Origin of the sequence: Streptomyces sp. NPDC050674, from assembly GCF_040654575.1 — a bacterium.
Classification (GTDB): Bacteria; Actinomycetota; Actinomycetes; order Streptomycetales; family Streptomycetaceae; genus Streptomyces.
The window spans coordinates 80,547-105,127 of sequence record NZ_JBFAIG010000012.1; the positions used below are offsets into that span (position 1 = coordinate 80,547).

A 24,581-nucleotide genomic window follows, 5' to 3' on the forward strand; every position below is an offset into this window, starting at 1 on the left:
AGCCATAAGGTATTGCGGAGAACCTTTGCTTGGGAAGGGGGTACGGCCACATGCCGGAGGAAGACGGCGGCGCCGGGGTGCGGGACGGGCTGACGCCGGTGCTGCGGCCGGTGCGCGCGGGCAACGGCTTCGAGGAGGCCCTGGAGCAGATCCTCCAGGTCGTACGGCTGGGTCTGGTGCCGGGGGGCGAGCGGCTGCCGGCCGAGCGGGAGCTGGCGGAGCGGCTGGGGATCAGCCGGGTGACCCTGCGCGAGGTGCTGAAGGTGCTCCAGGACCAGGGTCTGGTCGAGTCGCGGCGCGGCCGGTACGGCGGCACCTTCGTGCTGCCGCGCACGGACGCGGTCGGTGAAGACGAGCTGCGGCGGCGGGTCGCCGAGGTCGACATAGAGGACGTGCTGCGGTTCCGGGAGGTGCTGGAGGTGGGCGCGGCCGGGCTGTGCGCGGCACACGGGCTGGAGGAGAAGCAGGCGGAGCGGCTCCGGCAGGCGCTGGCCCGTACACACGACGCGCCGCTCGCCGAGTACCGCCGCCTGGACACGCTGCTGCACCTCACGCTCGCCGAGCTGTCCGGCTCCGCCACGCTCACCGCGCAGTACGCGGCCGTCCGCGCGAGGGTCAACGACCTGCTCGACTGCATCCCGCTGCTGGTCCGCAATCTGGAGCACTCCCAGCGGCAGCACACGGCCCTGGTGGAGGCGGTGATCGAGGGCGATGCCGACCAGGCGCGGGAGATCATGCGCGAGCACTGCGGGGGCACGGCGGCGCTGCTGCGGGGTTTCCTCGGCTGAGCCGGGCCGGGTCGGCGCACGGTGAGGATTTACGGGCGATTAACGCACGGGTCTTGCCATCCCCGGGTCGGCCCGCAAAGGTATGGCTCCATTCCATTGAGTCGGAGCCCGCTCGATCCCGTGACCGCCGCCGCCCCGTCGGGAGTCTGCCCATGCCCCAGGAACCCACCGCCACACCCGCCGCCCCGGAGGGCGACGAGTATCTGGAACGCAGAACACTGCGCCGCGGCAGCGCCGGCTGGGTGCTGCTGACCGGCCTCGGCGTCGCCTACGTCGTCTCCGGCGACTACTCCGGCTGGAACTTCGGCCTCGCCGAGGGCGGCTTCGGGGGCCTGGCGATCGCCATGGTGCTCATGGGCGCGATGTACACCTGCATGGTCTTCGCGCTCGCCGAGCTGTCCTCGATCCTGCCCACGGCGGGCGGCGGCTACGGCTTCGCCCGGCGGGCGCTCGGCCCGTGGGGCGGCTTCCTGACCGGCACGGCGATCCTGATCGAGTACGTTCTCGCGCCCGCCGCCATCGTCATCTTCATCGGTGACTACGTCGAGTCGCTCGGCCTGTTCGGCCTGGAGTCCGGCTGGCCGGTGTACCTGGTCTGCTTCGCCGTCTTCCTCGGCATCCACCTGTGGGGCGTCGGCGAGGCGCTGCGGTTCAGCTTCGTCGTGACCGGCATCGCCGTGGTGGCCCTGATCGTGTTCGCGCTGGCGGCACTGCCCGACTTCTCCCTGGCGTCCCTGGACGACATCCCGGTCGACGCCTCCGCCGCCGGGTCGAGCTCCTGGCTGCCGTTCGGGCTGCTCGGGATCTGGGCGGCGTTCCCCTTCGGCATGTGGTTCTTCCTCGGCGTCGAGGGCGTGCCGCTGGCCGCCGAGGAGACCAGGGACCCGGCCCGCACCCTGCCGAAGGCGATCCGCTGGTCGATGGGCATCCTGGTGGTGCTCGCGGTGGTCACCTTCTTCGCCGCCGCCGGTGCCCGCGGCTCCGCCGCCGTCCAGGAGGCGGGCAACCCGCTGGTCGAGGCGCTCCAGCCGGACGGCGAGGCGACGACCCTCAGCCGCATCGTGAACTACGCGGGCCTGGCCGGTCTCGTGGCGTCCTTCTTCTCCCTGATCTACGCGGGCTCGCGCCAGCTGTTCGCGCTGTCCCGCGCCGGCTATCTGCCCCGCTTCCTGTCCCTCACCAGCCGCCGCAAGGCGCCGTACCTGGGTCTGCTGGTGCCCGGCACGATCGGCTTCCTGCTGGCTGCGGTCTCCGGCAACGGCGCGCGGATGCTGAACATCGCCGTCTTCGGCGCGACCATCTCCTACGCGCTGATGTCCCTGTCGCACATCGTGCTGCGCCGCCGGGAGCCGGAGCTGGAGCGCCCGTACCGCACACCGGGCGGGGTGCTGACGTCCTCGGTGGCCCTGGTGCTGGCGTGCGCGGCGCTGGTCGCGACGTTCCTGGTGGACGTGACGGCGGCGTTGATCGCGCTGGCGGTGTACGCGGTGGCCGTCGGGTACTTCGGGCTGTACAGCCGCAAGCATCTGGTGGCGAAGGCGCCGGAGGAGGAGTTCGCGGCGCTGGCGGCGGCCGAGGCAGAGTTGGCACGGGACTGATCCGTCGAGTGGTGAGGGAGTCGTCGTGGGCAGGCCGTTGATCGGTGTCAGCACCTATCTGGAGCCGGGTGCGCGCTGGGGCGTCTGGGAGCTGGAGGCCGCCCTGCTCCCGGTCGGCTACCCCCGGCTGGTCCAGCGGGCGGGCGGTCTCGCCGCGATGCTGCCGCCGGACGACCCGCGGCACGCGGCGGAGGCCGTGGCCCGCTTGGACGGGCTGGTCGTCGCGGGCGGGCCGGACGTGGAACCGGCGCGCTACGGAGCCCAGCGCGAGCCGCGGACGGGACCGCCGGCGCCGGAGCGGGACGCGTGGGAACTGGCACTGATCGATGCGGCGCTGGCGGCCGGGGTGCCGCTGCTGGGGATCTGCCGGGGCATGCAGCTGCTGAACGTCGCGCTCGGGGGGACGCTCGTGCAGCACATCGACGGGCACGCCGAGGCCGTCGGCGTCTTCGGCGGGCACACCGTGAAGCCGGTGCCGGGCAGTCTGTACGCCGGTGTCGTGCCGGAGGAGACGTTCGTGCCGACGTACCACCACCAGGCGGTGGACCGTCTGGGCAAGGGCCTCGTCCCCTCGGCGTACGCGGCGGACGGGACGGTGGAGGCGCTGGAACTGTCCTCGGCCGACTGGGTCCTGGGCGTGCAGTGGCACCCGGAGATGGGCGAGGACGCACGGGTGATGGGGGCACTGGTGGAGGCGGCGGCGAAGGGCTGAACGACCAGGGGCTCCCCCGGGCCCCTGGCTCACGCCCGGCTGCCGGGGCGAGCGGCTATCCCCGCGTCAGCGACAGCAGGTCCCGCGCGGGCCCGGTGGGGCGATGCCCCGTCGGCCACACCGCCCTCAGGTCCCGCGCCAGGGCGATCCCCTCCACCGGCACCGACACCAGCCGCCGCATGGCCAGTTCCTCCCCCACCGCGAGCTCGCTCAGCACCGTCGGACCCGCCCCGCCGACCACCGCCGCCTTCACCGCCGTCGTCGAGGACAGCTCGATCAGCGGCCGGGCCAGACCGCCGAGGGCCGCGTCCAGGACCTGCCGCGTGCCCGAGCCCTTCTCACGGAGGATCAGCGGGGTCGTCGCCAGTTCACCGGCGGCCAGCGGACGCCGCCGGCGAGCCCAGGCGTGCGTGGGCGCCGCCACCACTATCAGCCGGTCGTGGGCGATGACCGCCGAGTCGAGTCCGGCGGGCACCGACACCCCCTCCACGAACCCGAGATCCGCCTCGTCGGACAGCAGCCGCTCCGCCACCACGGTCGAGTTCCCCGCGTGCAGCGACACCGCCGTGTCGGGCCGCTGCGCGCGCAGCGCCAGCAGCCAGCCCGGCAGCAGATACTCCGCGATCGTCATGCTGGCCGCGACCCGCAGCCGGGAGTCACGGCGGACGCGCAGCGCCTGCGCCCCCACGTCGAACGCCTCCGCCGCCTCCACGATCCGCCGCGCCCAGTCCGTCACCAGCGCCCCGGCGTCCGTCAGCCGGGACCCGCGGGGCGACCGGTCCACCAGCGCCACCCCGAGCTGCCGCTCCATCGAGCGGATCCGGCTGCTGGCCGCGGGCTGGGTGATGCCGAGTTCCCGCGCCGCCCCACCGAGACTGCCGACCCGCGCCACCGCCAGCAGCAGCTCCATGGCCCCGAGGTCCGGCACCCGGTGCGCCAGGGACCCGGTGGCCGCCGGCCCGGCCTGCTCATCCGCGTTGCTCATAAACCCAGCTTATGTCGCCATAGAGGCGTCCTCCCTGGTGGTGCGCCGCTCCCGGACCCACCGTGAAGGCATGGTCACCGCAGCCCCATCCGTCCCCTACCCGCTCTCCGTCCGCCGGCTCGGACCCAACTGGTACGCCACGGTGATGGGCACCGCCGTCGTCGCCACCGCCGGGGCGGCCCTGCCCGCGCACGTCCCGGGGCTGCGCGGTGTGCTCGCGGGGGTGTGGGCCCTGTCGCTCGTCCTGCTCCTGGCGCTGCTCGCGGGACGGGCCGCGCACTGGGCCCGGCACCGGGACCAGGCCCGGGCCCACCTGCTGGACGCGGCGACGGCGCCGTTCTACGGCTGTCTCGCCATGGCCCTGCTGGCCGTGGGCGGCGGCGCTCTCGCCGTCGGCCGGGACTGGATCGGCCTGCGGGCCGCCGTCACCCTCGACGCGGTGCTGTTCACCGCGGGGACGGCCCTCGGGCTCGCCGCCGCCGTCGCGGTGCCGTACCTGATGGCCGTACGCCACCGGGTCGAGCCGGGGCACGCCACCCCCGTCTGGCTGCTGCCGCTCGTCGCGCCCATGGTGTCGGCCGCCGTCGGGCCGCCGCTGGTGCCGCATCTGCCGCCCGGGCAGGCCCGGGAGACCCTGCTGCTCGGGTGCTTCGCCCTGTTCGGGCTGAGCCTGCTCGCGACCCTGCTCATGCTGCCGCTGGTCTTCGCCCGGCTGCTCACCGGCGGACCGCTGCCCCTCGCCCTCACGCCGACGCTGTTTCTGGTGCTGGGCCCGCTCGGGCAGTCCACCACCGCCGTCGGCGCCTTCGCGGACGCCGCGCCCGGTGTCGTGCCGGAGCCGTTCGGCGAGGCCTTCGGCGCCCTCGCCGTGCTCTACGGCGTGCCCGTGACGGGCTTCGCGCTGCTGTGGTTCTGCCTGGCCACCGCGCACGTCGTGCGCGCCCGGCGGCACGGAATGCGGTTCTCGATGACCTGGTGGTCGTTCACCTTCCCGGTCGGCACCTGTGTCACGGGCGCCGGGGCACTGGCCCGGCACACCGGGCTCGTCGCCTACGCGGGTCCGGCGGTCCTGCTCTACGCGGTGCTGGTCGCGGCGTGGGCCACGGCCGTCGTGGGCACCGTGCGCGGGCTGCTCAGGGGCGAGCTTCTCGCAGCGCCCCGCCCAGCACCCGCGGCGCCTCGGCCAGTGACGGTCCGTACCACGTCAGGTGCCGTCCGCTGACGAGCGCGCAGGGCAGGCCGGGGAAGGCCTCGGGACCGTCGTCGGCGGTGAAGCGGTACGGCTCGTCCGGCAGCACCACCAGATCCGGGGCGCAGGCCGTCATGTCCTCCGGCGGGACGCGCGGGTAGCGGTCGGGGTGCCTCGCGTGCACGTGGTCGATGCCGAGCCGGGCGAGCACGTCGCCCGCGAAGGTGTCACGGCCCAGGACCATCCACGGGCGGCGCCACACCGGCACGACGGCCGTCCGCCGCGTGCCGGGCTCCGGCAGGGACGACCACACGGTCTCCGCCTCGTCCAGCCAGCGCGGCCGGGCCGGCACCCCGCAGGCCTCCAGCACCCGGGCCAGCTCCCGGAAGGCCTGCGGAACGTCGCGGACGCGGGTGACCAGGACCTCGGTGCCCGCCGCGCGCAGGGCCGCGAGGTCGGGGGCGCGGTTCTCCTCCTCGTTGGCGATCACGAGGTCGGGCGCGAGGGCGAGGATCCGGTCGGTCTTCGGGTTCTTGGTGCCGCCGATCCGTACGACGTCCAGGTCCGGGGGGTGCGTGCACCAGTCGGTGGCGCCCACCAGGGCACCGGGCGCCGAACAGGCCACGGCCTCGGTCAGCGAGGGGACGAGCGAGACGACCCTCACCGGCGCGGCCGGTCCCGGACCGCCTCGATGTGCTCCGCCACGGCGACGACGATGACGCGGGTGTCCGACTCGGCCGCCCGCCAGCGGTGCCGTACGCCACCGGTCAGGTACAGCGTGTCGCCCCGGCCGAGGCGGTAGGCGCGGCCCTCCGCCTCGATCTCCACCGCGCCGTCGGCGACGTACATCAACTGGTCGTTGCGGTACTGGAATTCGCGCCCTGCGTCATGGTCGCCGATGAACTCGGAGGCGTGCATCTGGTGGTGGCCGCGGACCAGGGAGCGCGTCCGGGGCTGGGGCAGCGGCTCGCCGCCCTCGGCGCGCACCACGTCCACGCTGCACGCCGGGTCGGCCGCGGCGAGCAGTTCCACGGCGGTGGTGCGCAGGGCGTCGGCGACCTTCTCCAGGGAGCTGGTGCTGGGCCGGGCCCGGTCGTTCTCGATCTGGCTCAGGAACGGGACGGACAGGCCGCTGCGCGCGGCGACGACGGCGAGCGTGAGCTCCAGCGCGCGGCGCCGCCGGCGCACGGCCGCGCCCACCCGAAGAGGCTGCTCTTTGTGGTCGCCCATCGCTCCGGCTCCCTCCTTCGCCCGTCGATCCGCTCCCCGTGCGGCGGTGTCCCGGCGCACTGCCGTTGTGGAGTTGTCTGCACCCTACGCATGTTCGGCAAACCGTTTCCCGCGCCGTCACATCGACGTCATACGGGACGGTGCGCGACCTCACACTTCGCGCCAGTCAATCCGCCGGGGACGGGGGCCGGGCAGGCCTTCCGCCTGCCGGAAGAACAGGGCGGGAGAGGAGGTTCTGGGGGTGGTGTAGCGCTCTGTGGTTGTCCGGATCCCGCTCGTGAATCGGGGGCGGGGTGGGACCGGCGTGTCGCGCGTCCCACCCCGGAACCCTACTGCGGTGTCATGCGGTTCACCATGTCCGGGTGCTGCTGGAGCCACTCGGCCACGGATTCCTCCTCATGACCTTGTCCGCGGTCCTTGATCTCGCTCTCCAGGCTGCCGAGCTCGGCCTCGCTCATCCTGAAGTTCTTGATCCACTTCGTGAGCTGCGGGTACTCCCCGGGGAACTTCTCGCTGGAAATGGTGCGGATCGTGTTGCCCTCGCCGAAGGCCTTCTTCGGGTCCTTCAGCTTGGTCAGCGGGTAGTCGCTGTACGCCCAGTGCGGGGACCACAGGGTGACGGCGATGGCTCCTTCCTGGCGTAGGCACAGGCTCTCTGCCTCAAGCCTCGCTGACACGTGTCCCTCTATTTCGTTGGCAACAGAACAAGCGAGGACAGGGCGCAACCGAAATGCGCAACCAGCCTCGCTCCGGGGCGGCGCCTCCCCGAGATCGCGCATCCCAAACGCACACGTGGGGCGTGTCACATGCGAGGCGAGTGTCTGTCGGTGGCGTACGGCATGATGCGTGGCGTGACCGGACGACTGATGCTCCTCGACACCGCTTCCCTGTACTTCCGCGCCTACTTCGGCGTCCCGGACTCGGTCAGGGCCCCGGACGGCACGCCGGTGAACGCCGTGCGCGGACTGCTCGACTTCATCGACCGCCTGGTCAAGGACCACCGGCCGGACCTCCTGGTGGCCTGCATGGACGCCGACTGGCGGCCGCAGTGGCGGGTGGAGCTCATCCCCTCGTACAAGGCGCACCGCGTCGCCGAGGAGCACGCGGTGGGGCCCGACGAGGAGGAGGTGCCCGACACCCTGTCGCCGCAGGTGCCGGTCATCGAGGCGGTGCTGGACGCGGTGGGCATCGCGCGGGTGGGTGTCGCCGGGTACGAGGCGGACGACGTGATCGGCACGTACACGGCACGGGCGAAGGGCCCCGTCGACATCGTCACGGGTGACCGCGACCTCTACCAGCTGGTGGACGACGCGCGCGGGGTGCGCGTGCTGTACCCGCTGAAGGGCGTGGGCACACTCCAGCACACCGATGAGGCGGTGCTGCGTGAGAAGTATGGGGTCGACGGGAAGGGGTACGCGGATCTGGCCTTGCTGCGCGGCGACCCCAGCGACGGCCTGCCGGGCGTGCCGGGCGTCGGTGAGAAGACGGCCGCCAAGCTGCTGGCCGAGTTCGGGGACCTGGCCGGGATCCTGGCGGCGGTCGAGGACCGGCGGTCGAAGCTGACGCCGGCGCAGCGCAGGCGGCTGGACGAGGCGCGTCCGTATCTCGCGGTCGCTCCGAAGGTGGTCCGGGTCGCGGACGACGTCCCCCTGCCGGACGTCCCCACGGAGCTGCCCCGGACGCCGCGTGACCCCGAGGAGCTGGAGGCACTGGCCGCCCGGTGGGGACTGGGCGGATCGCTGGAGCGCCTGCTGACGACGCTGGCGCGGTGACCTCTTCGCCACATGAGGCGCCACATGGGGCCGAGGTGCTAACTTAGGTAACCCTAACTATGCGAGACAGGGAGGTCCTCATGGCAGAGCGACCGGGACGCCAGCCGCGCCGGCTCCACTGCGCGCAGGTCGTCCGCACCGAGCGGCTGACCCCGCACATGCAGCGTGTGGTGCTCGGCGGCGAGGGCCTCGCCGACTTCGCGGCGGACACGTGCACCGACCACTATGTGAAGCTGCTGTTCCCGCCCACCGGCGTGACCTACCCGGAACCCTTCGACCTCCAGCGCGTCCGGGACGAGCTGCCGCGCGAACAGTGGCCGGTGACCCGGACGTACACGGTCCGCCAGTGGGACGCCGAACACCGCGAGCTGACGCTGGACTTCGTCCTCCACGGGGACGAGGGCCTGGCGGGCCCGTGGGCCATGCGCGTGCGGCCGGGTGAGACGGTGCGGTTCATGGGACCCGGTGGGGCGTACACGCCCGACCCCGGGGCGGACTGGCATCTGCTCGTGGGGGACGAGAGCGCGCTGCCCGCGATCGCCCGCGCCCTGGAGGCGCTGCCGCGCGGCGCCAGGGCGTACGCCTTCGTGGAGGTCTCCGGCCCCCAGGAGGAGCAGAAGATCGACTCGGACGTGGAGGTCGTCTGGCTGCACCGCGGGGCCCGGCCGCGCGGTGAGGCCCTGGTCGAGGCCGTGCGCACCCTGGACTTCCCCGAGGGCCGGGTGCACGCCTTCGTCCATGGCGAGGCACATTTCGTCAAGCAGTTGCGCCGGCTGCTCCGCGTCGAGCGCCAGGTGCCGCGCGAGGATCTCTCGATCTCCGGCTACTGGCGCCGCGGCCACGACGAGGACGGCTGGCAGGCCTCCAAGCGCGAGTGGAACGCCCGGATCGAGGCGGAGCAGGAGAGCGTGTCCGCGGCCTGACGGCGCACCGACGCGGCACGCTGCCGGCCCCGGCACCGGGAGCTGCGGCGGCGGGCTCACTCCCCCCGTATCCGCGCGTGCAGATGCATGTCGTGCCATCCGTCCGGCTGAAGAACGGCACTGCGCTTGGTGCCCTCCAGGGCGAAGCCGGTCCGGGTGGCGACGCGGCAGGACGCCTCGTTGCGCACGGCGTGCAGGAGTTCCAGCCGGTGGAAGCCCGTCTCGTCGAGGGCCCAGTGGGTGAGCGCGGTCGTGGCGCGGGCGGCGACCGCACGGCCCCGGGCGGCGGGGACCGTCCAGTACGCCACCTCCGCCGTCCCGTCGTCGAGCCGTAGCTCACGCAGTGCCACCCGCCCCAGCAACGCGTCGGAGTCCGCGTCCGCCACGGCCCAGTGCGCCTCCCGCTCCTCCTGCCACGCCCCGCGCCACTGCTGGATCCAGTCGGCCACCTCCGCCACCGAGTCCGCGGCCCGGGCGTGCCACTGGTGCATCACGGGGTCCTGGAAGACCTCGTACACCGCGGGCGCGTCGTCGGTCCGCCAGGGCCGCAGGAGGAGTCCCCCGTCGGCGTGCAGAGTGGGCTGCGGACGGTGTGCGAGTGTCCCGGCGGTCAGAACCGGGCTGATGAGGAACGGCATCCCCGCATCCTGGCAAGCACGCGTCGCCGGGTCCCAGTGGTTTTCCGCTTCCGGACGGCGGCCTCGTACGCTGGGCCGCGATGAGACGCAAGACCCCCGCCCCGCCCTCTCCCCTGCCGCAGCGCCACGGCGTGGACCCGGTACGGATACGGCTGCCCTTCGCGGGGCCGTGGGGCACGGTGCGCGAGCATCTGGTGGAGCGGCTGACCGGGGCGGGCGCCGGGGTCGTGGACAGCATGTTCGACGCGGGCCGGATCGTCGGGGCGGACGGGCGGCCCGTGGCGGCGGACGCCCCCTACGTGCCGGGCATGTTCGTGTGGTTCCACCGGGACCTGCCCGAGGAGGTGCCGGTGCCCTTCCCGCTGGAGGTCGTGCACCGGGACGAGCACATCGTCGTGGCCGACAAGCCGCACTTCCTCGCCACCACCCCGCGCGGCGGCCATGTCGCCGAGACCGCGCTGGCCCGGCTCCGCCGTGAGCTGGACCTCCCGGAGCTCACCGCCGCGCACCGCCTGGACCGGCTCACCGCGGGACTGGTGCTGTTCACCGTGCGCCCCGGGGAACGCGGCGCGTACCAGACGCTGTTCCGCGACCGCCGGGTCCGTAAGGAATACGAGGCGGTCGCCCCGTACGACCCCGGGCTCGCCCTGCCCCGGACCGTGCGCAGCCGGATCGTGAAGGAGCGCGGGGTACTCACCGCCCGGGAAGTGCCGGGCGAGCCGAACGCCGTGAGCCGCGTCGAGCTCGTCGAGCACCGCGCGCGCCCCGGCGGGCCCGGCGCCCTCGCCCGGTACCGGCTCCTGCCCGCCACCGGCCAGACCCATCAGTTGCGCGTCCACATGACCGCCCTGGGCGTGCCGATCCTCGGCGACCCGCTCTACCCGGAGGTGACCGCCCCCGCGGCGGCCGGTGACTTCCGGCGCCCGCTCCAACTGCTGGCGCGGTGTCTGGAGTTCACCGACCCGGTCACGGGCGAGGAGCACCGCTTCCGCAGCGGCCGGGTGCTCACGGCCTGGGCGGCCCACCACCGGTGGGCCGCCGGGACGTACGACGGCGCGTAGCCTCCGCCGTCAGTAGCCGCCGCGCCACCAGCTCAGGAAGCGCTGCCAGACGCCCTTGCGGTGGGGCGGCTCCGCCGCCGCCGGCCGCGGCGGGTCCGGCATCGGCCGGTGCTGCACCGGAGCGGGCTGCGGCTGCGCGGCGGGCGGCTGTGGCTGCGCGGCGACCGGCTGGGGCTGCGACGCGGCCGGTGCGGCCTGCGGCTGCGCGGTGCCGATCTGCCAGTCCGAGCGCTGCGCGGCGACCGGCTTGTGGTTCGGCACCTCCTGCACGTCCTGCGGAGGCTTCGGCGAGAACTGCACCGGCAGTTCCACCAGGTGCCGGGAGGCGATGGACGCCGTCCAGCGCAGCTCCTCCTCGTCGCAGTCGAGCTCGACGTCCGGCAGCCGCATCAGCAGCGCGTCGACGCCGACGTCGGCGATGGAACGGCCGATGTCCTGCCCGGGGCACTCGTGCGGACCGCCGCCGAAGGCGAGGTGGGAGCGGTTGCCCTGCATGCTCGCCTTGAGGTCGGGCCGCACCCGCGGGTCGACGTTGGCCGGGAGCGGCGCGAAGAGCAGCCCGTCGCCCCGGCGGATGCGCTGCCCGCCCAGCTCGGTCTCCTGCTTGGCGAAGTAGGCGAAGACCGTGCTGAACGGCGGCTCGTTCCACAGGGACTGTTCCACCGCCTCCGGCACCGTCATCTGGCCGCCGTTGAGCTGGGCCCGGAAGCGCGGGTCGATCAGCACCGTGAGCAGCACGTTGGACAGCAGGTTGGTGGTGGCCTCGTAGGCGGCGAAGAGCACCAGGCGCAGGTGCTCCCTGACCTCGTCGTCGCTCAGCCGGGCCGGGTGGGTGATCAGATAACTGGCGAGGTCCTCCTCCGGCTGGGCGCGGCGGGTGGCGGTGAGCCGGCTCAGGGCGTCCATGACGTAGGAGTGACTGGCGATCGCCGTGTCGGTGCCCTTGAGGGCGTCGCGGGCGGCCTCGACGAGCCGGTCGTTGTACTCGTCGGGCATGCCGAGGATCTCGCACATCACCGCCATCGGCAGGTGCTCGGTGAACTGGCCGACGAGGTCCGCCTCGCCCGCCTCGCAGAACCGGTTGACGATCATCTGCGTACTGCGGTTGATGTAGCGGCGCAGGCTGCGGAAGTCGATCGTGGAGATGGCGCCCATGACCGCGCCGCGCAGCCGCTTGTGCTCGTCGCCCTCGGCGTGCGAGGCGATGGGCTGCCAGGCGATGTGCGGCATCAGCGGGTGGTCGGGCTTGACCAGGCCCTCCCGCAGCGGGGTCCAGATCCGGCTGTCCCGGCAGTACTGCGAGGGCGAGCGCACCATGTGCAGGTTCTCGGCGTGGCCGAGGACGATCCACATCGGCACGTCGTCGTGGAGCAGCACGGGCGCCACGGGGCCGTGCTGCTCCCGCAGTTGCTCGTACAGCGCTCCCAGGTCCTCCGCCTCGTGCAGCCGGTGCAGTCCGCCGGGCCCGGGGCCGTGCGCGGGGCAGCCGGGGGGCGGGCCGGGCCGGAGGTCGTCCGTACTGGTCGGGGCGTGGGATTCAGGCGTCACAGTGATCGCTCCGAACTGAGGTGAATCAGGTGTCTGGGGGGAGGTGGGGGACGGCGGGGTCAGGTGAGCGAACCCGTCATGGCGAGCGAGTGCAGGAAGCGCATGAGCGTCATCAGCACATCGCGGCTGGAGGCCCGGCGCCGCGCGTCGCACTCGATGATCGGGATGTCCGGTGTGAGGTCGAGGGCCGTGCGCAGTTCCTCGATGTCGTAACGAGGCGCGTCCGGGAAGGAGTTGATGGCGACCACGAACGGCACACCGCGCTCCTCCAGGCGCCCCATGACGTCGAAGCTGACCTCCAGCCGCCGGGTGTCGACCAGGACCACCGCGCCGAGCGCGCCCTCGAACAGGCCGTTCCACAGGAACCAGAAGCGCTGTTGCCCGGGAGTGCCGAAGAGGTACAGCACCAGCTGCTCGGTGATGCTGATCCGGCCGAAGTCCATGGCGACGGTGGTGGCCGTCTTGGTCGCGGAACCGAAGTTGTCGTCGACACCGATGCCGGCCTGCGTCATGGTCTCCTCGGTGGTCAGCGGTGTGATCTCGCTGACCGAGCCGACCATGGTCGTCTTGCCGACGCCGAAACCGCCCACGATCACGATCTTGGCCGCGGCCTGCGCCGTGTGGGGCAACTGGTCCTCGGCCCGGGGGCCCGGGATGGTGTCAGAGCCGTTGAAGTCCATTCATCACCGCTTCGAGGAGGGAACGGTCGGTGCGCGCCTTGCGGACGATCGGGGCACGCGCCTGCACCAGTTCCGCCGTCAGCAACTCGGTGAGCAGCACGCCCATCGCGCTGAACGGCAGGTGGAGGTAGGCCGACAGCTCGGCCACGGACAGGGGGGCGGCGCAGAGCCGGAGCAGCGCCGCCTGCTCGGGAGAGGCGGAAGGCGGCGGGTCCGTGGCTCGGGCCACGATCAGCGTCACCAGGTCGAGCTCGGCCCGTTCACCGTCCGGGCCGGCCACCACGTACATCCGCTCCGGGTTGCCCGGTTTGTCCTCGCTCTCCTTCGGCGTGGACAGGTCCGGGACGAGGTCGCGCCTCTGGCGTTGGGGAGGAGTCATACGATCTGCCCGTTCCGCCGGGGCGGACTGGTGAGGTGGCCGCCGATCCGGACGACGAGGTCGCGCATCATCGCGCTCATCCGGCCGGGTTCGCACCGCACGTCGGAGAGGACCGCCAGGAAGGCGTTGGCGCCCGCGCCCATCAGGTAGAAGTAGCCGCGGTCGATCTCGATCATGACGAGTTTCATCTCGCCGTCGCCCACGGTGAGTTCCTGGCAGATGCTGCCCGCGAGGGACTGCAGGCCGGCGCAGGCCGCGGCGACCCGGTCGGCGGCGTCCGGCTCGCCGCCGTAGCGGGCGATGCGCAGACCGTCGGCCGAGAGCACCACGATCATCTCGATGCCCGGTACGCCGTCGGCGAGCTGCTTGAGCATCCAGTCGAAGTTGCCTCGCTGCTGGATCACTTGAGGTCCCCCTCGTCATCGGCCTCGGTGGGGGCCGGGTCATTGATCAGGTGCAGGTACTTGGTCGGGTTCCGGATGAAGTCGGTCGGGTGGGTGCCGGGTTCGATGCCCTGCTTGAGTCCCTCCCAGAAGGCTTCGAGGCCCTTGCCGGGGGCGTCCGGGGACGACATGTCGTGCCACGACTTGGGCTCGGGCTCGGGGGTCGCCCAGGGGTTGTGCTCACCCCGTTCGGCGGCCTCGCGGTCGGCCTTCTCGTTGGCCGCCTGCTGGGCGAGTCGCTCGGCGAGCGGCATCTTCACCCTGCTGCGGCGCTGCGGCAGGCCGTTCGTCGTCCACTCGGTGACCTCGGGGACGTCGTCGTCCTCCAGGGAGACCGTGGCGGGGATCTTCGGGCTGGTGGGGCGGCGCCTCTTGGGCGCGCGCTTCGGGCCCTCGGGGATGCCGACCGTCATGGGGATGCCGGTGGCGCCGATGCCGTGGGCGAGTCCGACACCGGGCTCGTGGGTGATCATCTCGCTCGGCACGATGAGGATGGCGCGGACACCGCCGTACGCGGAGGCGCGCAGCGAGACCTGCATGTTGTACGCCGTGCACAGGCGGCCCACGACGGCCAGCCCCAGACGCGGGTGTTCACCGATGTCCTGGAGGTCGACGCCCGCCTTGGCCGCCTCCAGCATTCCCTCGATCCGGGCACGTGCCTCCTCGTTGAGGTTGACACCGCCGTCCTCGATCTCGATGCAGACGCCGGTCTGCACCTCGGTGGCGGTGACGTGCACCTTGGTCTGCGGCGGGGAGTAGCGCGTGGCGTTGTCGAGGAGTTCGGCGGCGGCGTGGATGACGGGCTCGACGTAGATGCCCTTGACGCTGACCTTGGCGATGGAGGAGAGCTGGATGCGCCGGTACTCCAGGATGCGGGACATGGCGCCGCGCAGGGTGCTGTACAGCGACACCGGCTCGGGCCACTGCCGGCCGGGGCGTCCGCCGCCGAGCACGGAGACGGAGTCGGCCAGGCGGCCGATCAGGGCGTTGCCGTGGTCGATGCGCAGGAGGTCGTCGAAGACCTCCGGGTTGCGGCCGTGGTCCTCCTCCATCTCCCGCAGCTCCTCGGCCTGCTGATGGATGATCGCCTGCACACGGCGGGCGACACTGACGAAGGAACGTGCGGCGGCGTCACGCATCGTCACTTCGTAGTCGACGATCTTGAGCACCGTCAGCAGCGTCTCGGCCTGCGGAGCGGGCAGGTCGCGGAACGCGGGGTGGGAGAGACCGAGCTTGCGAATCACCTCCCTGGGTGGTTCTCCGGCACGCAGCAGGTCGAGGGCGGCGGGGACGATCTCCCGGGAGAACCGGAGCAGTTCGGTCTCGTGGTCGGCGATCCGCTGCTGGAGCTGCGCGCTGTGCCGGGCGTGCTCCGCACGCTGGTCGCGCAGCGCACGGCCGCGGCGCACCGCCTCGGCGGCCGTGGCGAGCACCATCGCGGTGGCGATGCCGCCGCACCAGCCGACGGCGCCCCGGGCCGGCTCCGACACCAGGGCGACGGCGGCTCCGGTCGCCGCGGCCATGACTATGGCGGGCAGCAGGAGCACGCGCGCGTAGGGACGTTCACGGCGACCGGGAGGGGATTGAACACTCACCATGTGGGCCTTCTGACAGGAGTCGACTGAGGTTCGGAAGGACGTGCAGGGGGGTATGTCATGGAACTGTCGGGATCTTCCAGCACATTGGGGAACAAGCGCACGAATTCATCTCAAGCCGGTGCGCTGCGGGCGAGCTTAGTCCGACCGGATCATCGCCGTGTCATATTCAGCAACTGCCGGAAAACGGACGCGAAGGGATAGTACGCTCGGTCGTTTACACGCTGCGACATCGTTCGAATACTGTGCGTAGTGGCGAACGGGTATACGAAAGCCCACTCACCGAGATGGGTGAATGGGCTTCAGTACGAGGCTCTCAAAGCGCGCGGGGAACTGCGCGAGCGACCACGACGAGCCGGCCCCCGCGCGTCGACGATCACCCCACCGACGAGTAGGCGACCACTCCCCGCAACAACAGATCCACGGCCTTGCGGGCGTTCTTCACCACGGACGACCCCTGCGGAGCCGCCGCCGCGATCTGCCCCAGCACGTCGATGACCTGCTTGCACCACCGCACGAAGTCCCCCGCCGGCATCTCCGCCTCGCGCAGCACCTCGTCGAGCCCCTTGCCGGAGGCCCACATGTACGCGGCCCAGGCGAAGCCCAGATCGGGCTCGCGCTGCCCGACCCCCTCGGTCTGGGTGATCCGGAACTCCTCCTCCAGCGCGTCCAGCCGCCCCCAGATCCGCACCATCTCGCCCAGCGCGGCCTTGGCCTTCCCGGACGGCATCTTCGGCGCCATCGCGTCGTCCGCGGCCCGTGCCTCGAACACCAGCGCCGAGACGCACCCGGCCAGTTCGGCCGGGCCGAGGTCCTCCCAGACGCCCTCGCGCAGACACTCGCTGGCGAGCAGGTCCAGCTCGCCGTACAGCCGCGCGAGCCGCTTGCCGTGCTCGGTGACCTCGTCGCCGCGCAGGTAGTCCAGCTCGGTCAGCAGCGCCACGATGCGGTCGAACGTGCGGGCGATGGTGTTCGTACGGCCCTCGATCCGCCGCTCCAGCTGCGAGGTGTCCCGCAGCAGCCGGTGGTACCGCTCGGCCCAACGGGCATGGTCCTCACGCTCGTCGCAGCCGTGGCAGGGGTGGGCGCGCAGCGCCGTGCGCAGCCGGGCGATCTCACGGTCGTCGGCCGCCTGGGAGCGCCGCTTGCGGTGCCGGTCCGCCGGGATGTGCCCGGCCTTGGTGCGCAGCGCGGAGGCGAGGTCCCGACGGGACTGCGGAGAACGGGGGTTGAAGGACTTCGGGATCCGCATCCGCTCCAGGGGCTCGACCGGCACCGGGAAGTCCATGGAGGCCAGCCGCTTCACCTGCCGCTCCGCGGTCAGCACGAGCGGGCGGGGCCCGTCGTGGTGCTCGAAGCCGCGATGGCCGTTCGAACGGCCCGCGGGCAGCCCCGGGTCCAGCACCAGCGCCAGACCCGCGTACTTGCCGGTGGGCACGTGGATGACGTCACCGGGCTTGAGCTTCTCCAGCGCGACGGCGGCCTCCGCGCGCCGTTCCGCCGCCCCCTGCCGGGCGATCTCGTTCTCCCGGTCCTTCAGTTCGCGGCGCAGCCGCGCGTACTCCTCGAAGTCACCGAGGTGGCAGGTCATGGAGGCCTTGTAGCCCTCGAGACCTTCCTCGTTGCGCTGCACCTGCCGGGAGATGCCGACGACCGACTTGTCCGCCTGGAACTGCGCGAACGACGTCTCCAGCAGCTCGCGCGAGCGGTGCCGCCCGAACTGCTCGACCAGGTTGACCGCCATGTTGTACGACGGCTTGAAGCTGGAGCGCAGCGGGTACGTCCGGGTGCCGGCCAGGCCCGCGAGGTGCTCGGGGTTCATGCCGCGCTGCCACAGGACCACGGCGTGGCCCTCGACGTCGATGCCGCGTCGCCCGGCCCGGCCCGTCAGCTGGGTGAACTCGCCCGGGGTGATGTCCGCGTGCTGCTCGCCGTTCCACTTGACGAGCTTCTCCAGCACCACCGAGCGGGCGGGCATGTTGATGCCCAGGGCGAGGGTCTCGGTGGCGAACACGGCCTTGACCAGACCGCGTACGAACAGCTCCTCGACGACCTCCTTGAAGGTCGGCAGCATGCCCGCGTGGTGGGCCGCGATGCCGCGCTCCAGGCCCTCCAGCCACTCGTAGTAGCCGAGGACGTGCAGGTCCTCCGTCGGGATGGACGCCGTGCGCTCCTCGACCAGGGCGCGGACCCGCTCGCGGGCCTCCTCGTCGTTGAGCCTGAGCCCCGCGAACAGGCACTGCTGGACGGCGGCCTCGCAGGCGGCGCGGCTGAAGATGAAGGTGATGGCTGGCAACAGCCCCTCGCGGTCGAGCCGCTCGATCACCTCGGGCCGGCTCGGCGTCCAGATGCGGGAGCGCTGCCGGCGCTCCCGCTCGCGGTCGGCCTCGCGCATGGAGCGGCCGCGCCGGCGGTCCTGGTACGACGGCCGGCTCGCCTCCATGCGCGCCATGCGCGTCAGGTCGGGGTTGACGGCCTTCTTGTGGCCCTCGCCCTCCTCGAACAGGTCGTACATCCGCCGCCCGGCCAGCACGTGCTGGAACAGCGGCACGGGCCGGTGCTCGGAGACGATCACCTCGGTGTCGCCGCGGACCGTGTCGAGCCAGTCGCCGAACTCCTCGGCGTTCGACACCGTCGCCGAGAGCGAGACCAGCGTGACCGACTCGGGGAGGTGGATGATCACCTCTTCCCACACGGCGCCCCGGAAGCGGTCGGAGAGGTAGTGCACCTCGTCCATGACCACGTAACCGAGGCCCAGGAGGGTCTGGGAACCGGCGTACAGCATGTTCCGCAGCACCTCGGTGGTCATCACGACCACCGGCGCATCGGAGTTGACGCTGTTGTCGCCGGTGAGCAGGCCCACCCTGTCCGTGCCGTAGCGGCGGCACAGGTCGGCGTACTTCTGGTTCGACAGCGCCTTGATGGGTGTCGTGTAGAAGCACTTTCTGCCCTGCTGGAGGGCGAGGTGGACGGCGAACTCGCCGACGATCGTCTTGCCGGAGCCGGTGGGCGCGGCGACCAGCACGCCCTTCCCCGCTTCGAGCGCCTGGCAGGCCTCGATCTGGAAGGGGTCGAGGCCGAAGTCGTACATCTCGCGGAAGGGGGCGAGCGCGGTGGCCTGCTCGACAGCGCGCTTGCGGGCTGCCGCGTACCGCTCGGCCGGTGAGAGGTCCTCTGTCATCGTGCTTTCGAGCGTACCGGGCCGCACTGACAACAGGACGATCATTATCCGGATCCGTTTCTTCCAAACCCCGGATCCGCGCAGCTCAGGGGCCGACGACCCGCACGCCCCCGCGTACGCAGCGCGCGCTCAGGGGCAGCGGGCCCAGGGGCTCGCCGTCGGCGTAGCCGGTGACGCCCTCGGCGGCGAGCTCCACCCGGGCCGCCCGCAGCACGGTCACCTTCGGATGCTCGACGTGCCTCCCGCGGTACACCGTCGGGAACACCTTCAGCAGCGTCGCCCGGCCGCAGTCCCCGACGACGGTGAGGTCGAGCAGTCCGTCGGTCAGGTCGGCGTCCGGGCAGATCCGCATGCCGCCGCCGTAGGAGGAGCCGTTGCCGACGGCCACGAGGGTCGCCTCGACCTCGCGGACCTCACCGCCGTCGAGCCGTATCCGGTACGGGACCGGCCGCAACCCGGCGAGTTCGGCGATCATCGCCAGGTCGTACCTGAGGCGGCCGTGAGGCCACCGCATGCGGTTGCCCCGGTCGTTGACCCGGGAGTCGAAGCCGGAGGCGAGGACCGTGCCGAACCAGCGGTCGCCTACCCGCCCGAGGTCGATGTCGCGGATCCGGCCGCCCTTGAGGGCGTCGGCGATCATGCGGCCGGCGGCGGCCGGCTCCCGCACGGGCAGGCCGAGGGCGCGGGCGAAGTCGTTGCCGGTGCCGGCGGCGACCAGGCCGAGCGGGGTGCGGGTGCCCGCGACGGCCCGCAGCGCCAGGTTCGCCATGCCGTCGCCGCCGACGGCGATCAGCGCGCCGGTACCGCCCTCGACGGCCGCACGCGCGCGGGCGAGGGCGTCGGCGGTGTCCTCCCCGACGACCGTACGGACCGGGAAACCGGCCGCCCGCAACGCGGAAGCGGCCGGCTGCGCCGCGCGGGCGCCCCGGCCGCGGCCCGCGGTGGGGTTGACGAAGAGAGTGATCTCGCCGGTCACGCGACCGACCCTACGATCTGCTCGCCGCTGCTCAGGTCACGTCGTCATAACCGTTGACCCGCTCCGAGCGGTCGCTGCCCGCCTGCTCGGGCAGGGCCGCCCGGCTGGTCGTCACGGGCTCGATCTCGCCGATGTCCTCGGGCGTGAGGTCGAGCTCGGAGGCCTCGTCGTCGGCGGGGCCGAGGGCGTCGCGACGGCCGCGACGGCGGTCGTTGAGCAGGGAGAAGGCGACGGCCGCGAAGTAGAGGATCCAGATCGGCCCGGCGAGCATCAGCATGGTCAGCGGGTCGGTGCTGGGCGTGGCGACAGCCGCGAACACCGTGATGGCCATGATCATGCCGCGCCACCAGCCGAGCATGCGCTTGCCGGTGAGCACCCCGGTGAGGTTGAGCATGACCAGCAGCAGCGGCAGCTCGAACGAGAGGCCGAAGACGAGCACCATCCGCATGACCAGGTCGAGCAGGTCGTCCAGCGGAAGGAGGTTGGACGTGCCGCCCGGGGTGAAGTCGAGGAGCACCTTGGCCGTGGTGGGAAGCACCGTGTACGCGAAGTAGGCGCCCACGATGAACAGCGGGGCGCCGGTGGCGACGAAGCCGTACGCGTACTTCTTCTCGTGCCGGTGCAGGCCCGGCGCGACGAAGGCCCACAACTGGTAGAGCCAGATCGGCGAGGCCAGGACGACACCGGCCATCAGGGACACCTTCAGCGCGAGCGTGAAGGGGGTGAGCAGACCGTTGATGGTGATCTGCGCACAGGGCTTCGTGCCGGCCTGCGACCTGGCCAGTTCCGCGAAGGTCTTGTCACAGCCGACCGAGTCGAGGATCGGCTTGGTGATCAAGTTGATGATGTCGTTGTACCAGAAGGCGGCCACGACCGTGACGACGACGATCGCCAGCACCGCCTTGGCGAGCCGGTTGCGGAGCTCGCGAAGGTGCTCCGCGAGGGGCATGCGCCCCTCGGGATCCCTCTCCTGCTTGCGGGCAGACTTCAGCAACCCACGTTCCCATCTCGTGCGGCGGGCCGGAGGTCACCGGCCCTGCGTCAGCGCTTGGTCGTGTCCGTGGGCTCGCTGACCGGGCGCGAGCTGGTCACGTCGCCGGGAGCCGCCTGGATGGTGCGCTGCGAGGGCTCGTCGTTGTTGGGCGGGTCCGTCGGGGTGGTGGAGGACTTGTTCTCGTCCTTCATCGCCTTGGCCTCGCTCTTGAGGATGCGGGCCGACTTGCCGAGCGACCGAGCCATGTCCGGAAGCTTCTTCGCGCCGAACAGCAGGATGATGACGACGAGGATGAGAATGATCTCGGGGGCTCCGAGCCTTCCGAACATAAGTCTTTACCTTCTCACCGAGGCGGCTGTGTGGGGTGCTGTCCGACCGGTCGGACACTTGTCCGAACGATCGTGTTGGCAGCGATCGTAACGCTCGGGGGTAAACGCGAGGCAATCCCTCTGCATCCCCTGTGCGTACTCCCGTCCGCGGCCAGTGCCTCGTTAACCGGGCCGCGACCAGCAGAGTACCTGTACGAACCGTCTGCGTGACAGGGCGAAGTGTCCCGAAACGCAACTGACAGCCGCCCGCCGGACAGCTCACAGAGCGTCGACGGAACGGGCGGCACTCCCGGCGGCCCGCTCCAGGTCCTCGGCGGCCCGGTTGATACGGCGCGCCGAGTCGGTGACCTGCCTGCCCAGGCGCTCCGCCTCCACGAAGACCCGCACGGCGAGCACTCCGAGCACGACGAGACCCACGAATCCCACGGCAACCGCGAACATCGGCCAGAACATGACGCCGAGCCTAGACCTTCCTGAACGGGTGAACGTCCCGGCCCACTAGACGGTGGAGTGCAGCCGCAGGGTGCGGACACCGCCGCCGGTCAGCAACTCCACGATCCGCTCCCCCGCGGGCTTGCGGACGGACGCCCCGCACTCGGGGCAGGTGAAGGAGTAGAAGGTGGTGCGGCTCGTGGCGCCGATGGCCAGGCGCAGGGCGCCGGCGGCGAGCTCGAAGCACCCCCGGCAGTCCGGGCAGCCCGCCCTGAACACGACCGGGTCCACACGTCTCATCCCGGCGAACGCGGACTCCACCGTCATGCCACCGACACCACCGGACGTCGTCGCCGACTCGCTCAAGCCCTCGCTCCTCTTCCTGGGGTCGTTCGCCTGCGGAGCACTCCGCCCGACACCGCGGCCGGCGCCACGACCGGCGTCACGCCCGGCGGCAGGGCGGGTGCCAGGGACCGGCCGGACCCGGTCCCGGGACCCGGTGGGCGCCTGCGGCCTCACTCCGGGCCGCCGGCCGTCCCGCCCGCGACCACGTGCGGCTCACCCGCCTCGGCGGCACGAGCCGTCCGCACCGCCTCGATCCCGTCGTAGGCCGCCAGCGCCTCACCGGCCGCCCGCCGGGCGCTGTCCGCGAGCTCCGGCGGCGAGACGATCCTGCCGTCCCGCCCGAGCCGCAGGGCCAGGCGCCGCAGCGACGCCGGTTCGGGGGTCCGCAGGGTGATACGCAGCCCGCCGTCCGCGAGCTCATCCGCACTGTCGTGCGGGTAGTACTCCGCGACCCAGCGCCCGCCGGGTCCGACCTCGATCACGACCTCCGGATCCTCGGCCGCCGGCTGCACCAGCGCCTCCGAGAGGTCGCGCAGCTCGATCTCGGGCGGCGCCGACGGCTCGTCCAGGATCTTGATCTCGGCGACCCGGTCCAGCCGGAAGGTGCGGCGCGCCTCGGAGCGGTGGCACCAGGCCTCGACGTAGGTGTGCCCGACGCTGACCAGGCGGATGGGGTCGATCTCCCGCTCGGTGACCTCGTCGCGCGCGGGTGAGTAGTAGCGGATCCACAGCCGGCGGCGCTCGGCGATCGCCCGGTCGACGTCCGCGAAGACGCCGCCCTCGGACTCGAAGGTCACCGACAGCCGTGAGCTGGCGCCCGCCGCCTCACCGGCCGCCGTCTCCACCTTGGCCGTCGCCCGCAGCAGCGCCTGCCGGTCGCTCTCGCGCAGTCCGGGCAGCGTGGCGACCGCCCGGGCGGCGACCAGCAGGGCGGTGGCCTCGTCGGCGGCGAGCCGCAGCGGCTCGGCCGCTTCCGCGGCGAGGGCGGCCGGGTTGTGCCACCAGATGCGCTCGCCGTCGGTGTCGATGTCGAGCAGGTCGCCGCCGCGGAAGCTGGTGCCGCACATGGGCAGGACGTCGAGGTCGGAGACCAGCTCGTCCTCGCTGATGCCGAAGGCGCGCGCGACGTCCTCGACCCGCGCTCCGGGCCGCTCTCTCAGATACGTGACCAGCGAGAGCATCCGCCGGGTCTGGTCGATGGCGTTCACGGGCCTGACCGGTTTGCCTGCCACTGTCTTTCCGCTCCCCCTCAGCCCTTGGCCACGGCCCGCAGCCGGTCCACCACGTCGGCCCGCAGCTCGGCGGGCTCCAGGACGACCACGTCCGGCCCGAACTCCACCAGCCAGGCGTCCAGCCCGTGGCCGTACGGAATCTCCAACTCGTCCCAGCCGTCGCCGAGTTCCCGGACGGAGGTGGCCTTCGCCCGAAGGGGGTACCCCGCGCCCGCGCGCAGCCGGATGCGCGCCGAGCGGTCGGCGATCTCGCCGGCCCAGCTCGCCACGGTCTCCCGGACGGTGACGACGTCCGGCACCTCGGCGGTGTACCGGCCGCCGCGCGAACGGACCTTGCCGGTGATGCGGGAGAGCCGGAAGACCCGCTCGGCGCCCCGGTCGCGGTCCCAGCCCGCCAGGTACCAGTGGCCCCGCCAGCACTCCAGCGCCCACGGCTCCACGTGCCGCTGCTCGGGGTGGGCGGCGGTGGCCTTGCGATAGTCGAAGGCGACGGGCCGGCGGTCCCGGCAGGCCAGCATCAGCGGCTCGAAGGCCGCCTCGTGCACGGGGATGCGCGGCTCCAGCGCACCGTGCGACCCGTAGGGGTCGACGTCCTCGGGGAGCCCCGCCGCGCGCAGCTTCTGCAGGGCGCCGCTGGCCGCTCCGGCCAGCCGGGCCTGCTGCCACACCTTGGCGGCGAGCCCGAGGGCGGCGGCCTCCTCGGCGTCCAGCGTGATGGCCGGCAGACGGTTGCTGTCGCGGCGGGCCATGTAGCCGATCTCGCCGTCGAGGCTCTCGACGGTCTCGATGACCAGCCCGAGTTCGCGCAGGTCGTCCTTGTCGCGCTCGAACATGCGGTTGAAGGAATCATCGGAGCCGGTCGCGCCGTTCCCCGGCCCGAAGGCCTCGACGTAGGCCTCGATGGAGTCGCGCAGCTCACGCTTGCTGAGCGGCCGCCGTGTCCCGAGCAGACACAGCGCCAGATTCATCAGCCGCTCGGCCTTGGCAATGGCCATCGACGCGCTTCGCCTCCCTATGGTGCTTACGAGCGATGACCGTACCGCCACACGGTGGCACGGCAAAAGCCGAGGGCCCATGCCCGAACAGGCATGGGCCCCACATGATCGAGTCTGTTCGGATCCTGCTCAGACCCCGAGCAGGTCGACCACGAAGATCAGCGTCTCGCCGGGCTTGATCAGAGGAGACGGGCTCTGGTTGCCGTAGGCGAGGTGGGCGGGGATGGTCAGCTGGCGGCGGCCGCCGACCTTCATGCCCTGCACGCCCTGGTCCCAGCCCTTGATGACCCGGCCGCCGCCCAGCGGGAAGCGGAACGGGGTGCCACGGTTCCAGCTGGCGTCGAACTCCTCGCCGGTGCTGAAGGAGACGCCGACGTAGTGCACGGTGACCGTCTGGCCGGCCTGCGCGACCGGGCCGTCGCCCTCCCAGATGTCCTTGATCTCGAGGTCCGCCGGGGGCTCGCCGCCCGGGAAGTCGATCTCGGGCTTGTCGATGCTCACTTCATCTCTCCTTGTTACGTGACCTGCGTCGAGGACAGTCTCACAGACCGGCCGG

Annotated in this window: 25 protein-coding genes and 1 pseudogene; 7 read left to right on the plus strand and 19 right to left on the minus strand. The window is 72.1% G+C overall.

Annotation, left to right across the window (positions count from 1 at the left end; all coding sequences use genetic code 11):
- Positions 1–50: 50 nt before the first annotated feature.
- The 3 genes from AB0I06_RS20865 (at position 51) to AB0I06_RS20875 (ending at position 3,098) form a co-directional block, all read left to right on the plus strand.
- Positions 51–788, plus strand: a complete 738-nt coding sequence (locus AB0I06_RS20865) for an FCD domain-containing protein (RefSeq protein ID WP_363120303.1) — start codon at positions 51–53, stop codon at positions 786–788.
- Positions 789–940: 152 nt separating this feature from the next.
- Positions 941–2,386, plus strand: coding sequence for an ethanolamine permease (gene eat, locus AB0I06_RS20870; protein WP_363120304.1), 1,446 nt, complete (start codon positions 941–943; stop codon positions 2,384–2,386).
- A gap of 37 nt (positions 2,387–2,423) precedes the next feature.
- Complete coding sequence (locus AB0I06_RS20875; protein WP_363120454.1) at positions 2,424–3,098, plus strand: gamma-glutamyl-gamma-aminobutyrate hydrolase family protein; 675 nt, start codon at positions 2,424–2,426, stop codon at positions 3,096–3,098.
- A gap of 55 nt (positions 3,099–3,153) precedes the next feature.
- Here the strand turns inward: AB0I06_RS20875 and AB0I06_RS20880 are convergent, their stop codons facing one another.
- Positions 3,154–4,083, minus strand: coding sequence for a LysR family transcriptional regulator (locus AB0I06_RS20880; protein WP_363120305.1), 930 nt, complete (start codon positions 4,081–4,083; stop codon positions 3,154–3,156).
- Positions 4,084–4,153: 70 nt separating this feature from the next.
- On the opposite strand from AB0I06_RS20880, the gene AB0I06_RS20885 reads away from it, so the two are divergent.
- Positions 4,154–5,305, plus strand: coding sequence for a TDT family transporter (locus tag AB0I06_RS20885; RefSeq protein ID WP_363120306.1), 1,152 nt, complete (start codon positions 4,154–4,156; stop codon positions 5,303–5,305).
- On the opposite strand, the gene AB0I06_RS20890 is transcribed toward AB0I06_RS20885, so the two are convergent.
- The 3 genes and pseudogenes from AB0I06_RS20890 to AB0I06_RS20900 form a co-directional block, all read right to left on the minus strand.
- Complete coding sequence (locus tag AB0I06_RS20890) at positions 5,217–5,936, minus strand: helical backbone metal receptor (RefSeq protein WP_363120307.1); 720 nt, start codon at positions 5,934–5,936, stop codon at positions 5,217–5,219. The two genes, AB0I06_RS20885 and AB0I06_RS20890, sit on opposite strands and share 89 nt — an antisense overlap.
- Complete coding sequence (locus AB0I06_RS20895) at positions 5,933–6,502, minus strand: XRE family transcriptional regulator (protein WP_363120308.1); 570 nt, start codon at positions 6,500–6,502, stop codon at positions 5,933–5,935. Before AB0I06_RS20895 ends, AB0I06_RS20890 begins: the two co-directional genes overlap by 4 nt.
- A 329-nt stretch (positions 6,503–6,831) precedes the next feature.
- Positions 6,832–7,140 (minus strand): annotated as a pseudogene (locus tag AB0I06_RS20900) (glycine betaine ABC transporter substrate-binding protein); the annotation flags it as partial.
- Between the two features lie 204 nt (positions 7,141–7,344).
- On the opposite strand from AB0I06_RS20900, the gene AB0I06_RS20905 reads away from it, so the two are divergent.
- Positions 7,345–8,274: a 5'-3' exonuclease gene (locus AB0I06_RS20905; protein WP_363120455.1), complete on the plus strand. Its 930-nt coding sequence runs from the start codon at positions 7,345–7,347 to the stop codon at positions 8,272–8,274.
- Positions 8,275–8,354: 80 nt separating this feature from the next.
- Complete coding sequence (locus tag AB0I06_RS20910) at positions 8,355–9,197, plus strand: siderophore-interacting protein (RefSeq protein ID WP_363120309.1); 843 nt, start codon at positions 8,355–8,357, stop codon at positions 9,195–9,197.
- Positions 9,198–9,253: 56 nt separating this feature from the next.
- On the opposite strand, the gene AB0I06_RS20915 is transcribed toward AB0I06_RS20910, so the two are convergent.
- Complete coding sequence (locus AB0I06_RS20915; protein ID WP_363120310.1) at positions 9,254–9,835, minus strand: GNAT family N-acetyltransferase; 582 nt, start codon at positions 9,833–9,835, stop codon at positions 9,254–9,256.
- Between the two features lie 80 nt (positions 9,836–9,915).
- Between AB0I06_RS20915 and AB0I06_RS20920 the strand changes: the two genes are divergently transcribed.
- Positions 9,916–10,896: an RluA family pseudouridine synthase gene (locus tag AB0I06_RS20920; protein ID WP_363120311.1), complete on the plus strand. Its 981-nt coding sequence runs from the start codon at positions 9,916–9,918 to the stop codon at positions 10,894–10,896.
- 9 nt (positions 10,897–10,905) lie between these two features.
- Here AB0I06_RS20920 and AB0I06_RS20925 read toward each other — a convergent pair whose 3' ends face one another.
- The 14 genes from AB0I06_RS20925 to AB0I06_RS20990 all read right to left on the minus strand — a co-directional run bounded on the left by AB0I06_RS20925 (position 10,906) and on the right by AB0I06_RS20990 (position 24,526).
- On the minus strand, positions 10,906–12,444 hold the full coding sequence (locus tag AB0I06_RS20925) for a cytochrome P450 (protein ID WP_363120312.1): 1,539 nt from the start codon (positions 12,442–12,444) through the stop codon (positions 10,906–10,908).
- A gap of 59 nt (positions 12,445–12,503) precedes the next feature.
- Complete coding sequence (locus AB0I06_RS20930) at positions 12,504–13,124, minus strand: ATP/GTP-binding protein (protein ID WP_363120313.1); 621 nt, start codon at positions 13,122–13,124, stop codon at positions 12,504–12,506.
- Positions 13,105–13,503, minus strand: a complete 399-nt coding sequence (locus AB0I06_RS20935; RefSeq protein ID WP_363120314.1) for a DUF742 domain-containing protein — start codon at positions 13,501–13,503, stop codon at positions 13,105–13,107. The genes AB0I06_RS20930 and AB0I06_RS20935 overlap by 20 nt, the downstream gene beginning before the upstream one ends.
- Positions 13,500–13,907 (minus strand): roadblock/LC7 domain-containing protein, encoded by a 408-nt coding sequence (locus tag AB0I06_RS20940; protein ID WP_030848665.1) that lies wholly within the window; start codon positions 13,905–13,907, stop codon positions 13,500–13,502. The genes AB0I06_RS20935 and AB0I06_RS20940 overlap by 4 nt, the downstream gene beginning before the upstream one ends.
- Positions 13,904–15,544 carry an ATP-binding protein gene (locus AB0I06_RS20945; protein ID WP_363120315.1) on the minus strand — a complete coding sequence of 547 codons (1,641 nt, stop codon included), beginning with the start codon at positions 15,542–15,544 and terminating at the stop codon, positions 13,904–13,906. Before AB0I06_RS20945 ends, AB0I06_RS20940 begins: the two co-directional genes overlap by 4 nt.
- A 373-nt stretch (positions 15,545–15,917) precedes the next feature.
- Complete coding sequence (locus tag AB0I06_RS20950; protein WP_363120316.1) at positions 15,918–18,767, minus strand: DEAD/DEAH box helicase; 2,850 nt, start codon at positions 18,765–18,767, stop codon at positions 15,918–15,920.
- 40 nt (positions 18,768–18,807) lie between these two features.
- Positions 18,808–19,698: a diacylglycerol kinase gene (locus tag AB0I06_RS20955; protein WP_363120317.1), complete on the minus strand. Its 891-nt coding sequence runs from the start codon at positions 19,696–19,698 to the stop codon at positions 18,808–18,810.
- 31 nt (positions 19,699–19,729) lie between these two features.
- Positions 19,730–20,692: a twin-arginine translocase subunit TatC gene (tatC, locus tag AB0I06_RS20960; protein WP_363120318.1), complete on the minus strand. Its 963-nt coding sequence runs from the start codon at positions 20,690–20,692 to the stop codon at positions 19,730–19,732.
- A 47-nt stretch (positions 20,693–20,739) separates the two neighbouring features.
- Entirely contained in the window at positions 20,740–21,021 is a 282-nt protein-coding gene (tatA, locus tag AB0I06_RS20965; RefSeq protein WP_363120319.1) for a Sec-independent protein translocase subunit TatA, read from the minus strand.
- A 258-nt stretch (positions 21,022–21,279) separates the two neighbouring features.
- Positions 21,280–21,474 carry a hypothetical protein gene (locus tag AB0I06_RS20970; RefSeq protein WP_363120320.1) on the minus strand — a complete coding sequence of 65 codons (195 nt, stop codon included), beginning with the start codon at positions 21,472–21,474 and terminating at the stop codon, positions 21,280–21,282.
- Positions 21,475–21,519: 45 nt separating this feature from the next.
- Complete coding sequence (locus AB0I06_RS20975; protein ID WP_363120456.1) at positions 21,520–21,780, minus strand: hypothetical protein; 261 nt, start codon at positions 21,778–21,780, stop codon at positions 21,520–21,522.
- Between the two features lie 188 nt (positions 21,781–21,968).
- Positions 21,969–23,030 (minus strand): WYL domain-containing protein, encoded by a 1,062-nt coding sequence (locus AB0I06_RS20980; RefSeq protein ID WP_363120321.1) that lies wholly within the window; start codon positions 23,028–23,030, stop codon positions 21,969–21,971.
- A gap of 17 nt (positions 23,031–23,047) precedes the next feature.
- Positions 23,048–24,025 (minus strand): WYL domain-containing protein, encoded by a 978-nt coding sequence (locus tag AB0I06_RS20985; RefSeq protein ID WP_363120322.1) that lies wholly within the window; start codon positions 24,023–24,025, stop codon positions 23,048–23,050.
- A gap of 129 nt (positions 24,026–24,154) precedes the next feature.
- Positions 24,155–24,526: an FKBP-type peptidyl-prolyl cis-trans isomerase gene (locus AB0I06_RS20990; RefSeq protein ID WP_010045336.1), complete on the minus strand. Its 372-nt coding sequence runs from the start codon at positions 24,524–24,526 to the stop codon at positions 24,155–24,157.
- Positions 24,527–24,581 lie beyond the last annotated feature (55 nt).

Coding starts and splice junctions, on each gene's coding strand:
- AB0I06_RS20865 (WP_363120303.1), top strand. CDS start 51: ATGCCGGAGGAAGACGGCGGCGCCGGGGTGCGGGACGGGCTGACGCCG.
- eat (WP_363120304.1), top strand. CDS start 941: ATGCCCCAGGAACCCACCGCCACACCCGCCGCCCCGGAGGGCGACGAG.
- AB0I06_RS20880 (WP_363120305.1), bottom strand. CDS start 4,083: ATGAGCAACGCGGATGAGCAGGCCGGGCCGGCGGCCACCGGGTCCCTG.
- AB0I06_RS20885 (WP_363120306.1), top strand. CDS start 4,154: ATGGTCACCGCAGCCCCATCCGTCCCCTACCCGCTCTCCGTCCGCCGG.
- AB0I06_RS20895 (WP_363120308.1), bottom strand. CDS start 6,502: ATGGGCGACCACAAAGAGCAGCCTCTTCGGGTGGGCGCGGCCGTGCGC.
- AB0I06_RS20905 (WP_363120455.1), top strand. CDS start 7,345: ATGCGTGGCGTGACCGGACGACTGATGCTCCTCGACACCGCTTCCCTG.
- AB0I06_RS20910 (WP_363120309.1), top strand. CDS start 8,355: ATGGCAGAGCGACCGGGACGCCAGCCGCGCCGGCTCCACTGCGCGCAG.
- AB0I06_RS20915 (WP_363120310.1), bottom strand. CDS start 9,835: ATGCCGTTCCTCATCAGCCCGGTTCTGACCGCCGGGACACTCGCACAC.
- AB0I06_RS20920 (WP_363120311.1), top strand. CDS start 9,916: ATGAGACGCAAGACCCCCGCCCCGCCCTCTCCCCTGCCGCAGCGCCAC.
- AB0I06_RS20930 (WP_363120313.1), bottom strand. CDS start 13,124: ATGGACTTCAACGGCTCTGACACCATCCCGGGCCCCCGGGCCGAGGAC.
- AB0I06_RS20935 (WP_363120314.1), bottom strand. CDS start 13,503: ATGACTCCTCCCCAACGCCAGAGGCGCGACCTCGTCCCGGACCTGTCC.
- AB0I06_RS20945 (WP_363120315.1), bottom strand. CDS start 15,544: ATGGTGAGTGTTCAATCCCCTCCCGGTCGCCGTGAACGTCCCTACGCG.
- AB0I06_RS20950 (WP_363120316.1), bottom strand. CDS start 18,767: ATGATCGTCCTGTTGTCAGTGCGGCCCGGTACGCTCGAAAGCACGATG.
- tatA (WP_363120319.1), bottom strand. CDS start 21,021: ATGTTCGGAAGGCTCGGAGCCCCCGAGATCATTCTCATCCTCGTCGTC.
- AB0I06_RS20970 (WP_363120320.1), bottom strand. CDS start 21,474: ATGTTCTGGCCGATGTTCGCGGTTGCCGTGGGATTCGTGGGTCTCGTC.
- AB0I06_RS20975 (WP_363120456.1), bottom strand. CDS start 21,780: ATGACGGTGGAGTCCGCGTTCGCCGGGATGAGACGTGTGGACCCGGTC.
- AB0I06_RS20985 (WP_363120322.1), bottom strand. CDS start 24,025: ATGGCCATTGCCAAGGCCGAGCGGCTGATGAATCTGGCGCTGTGTCTG.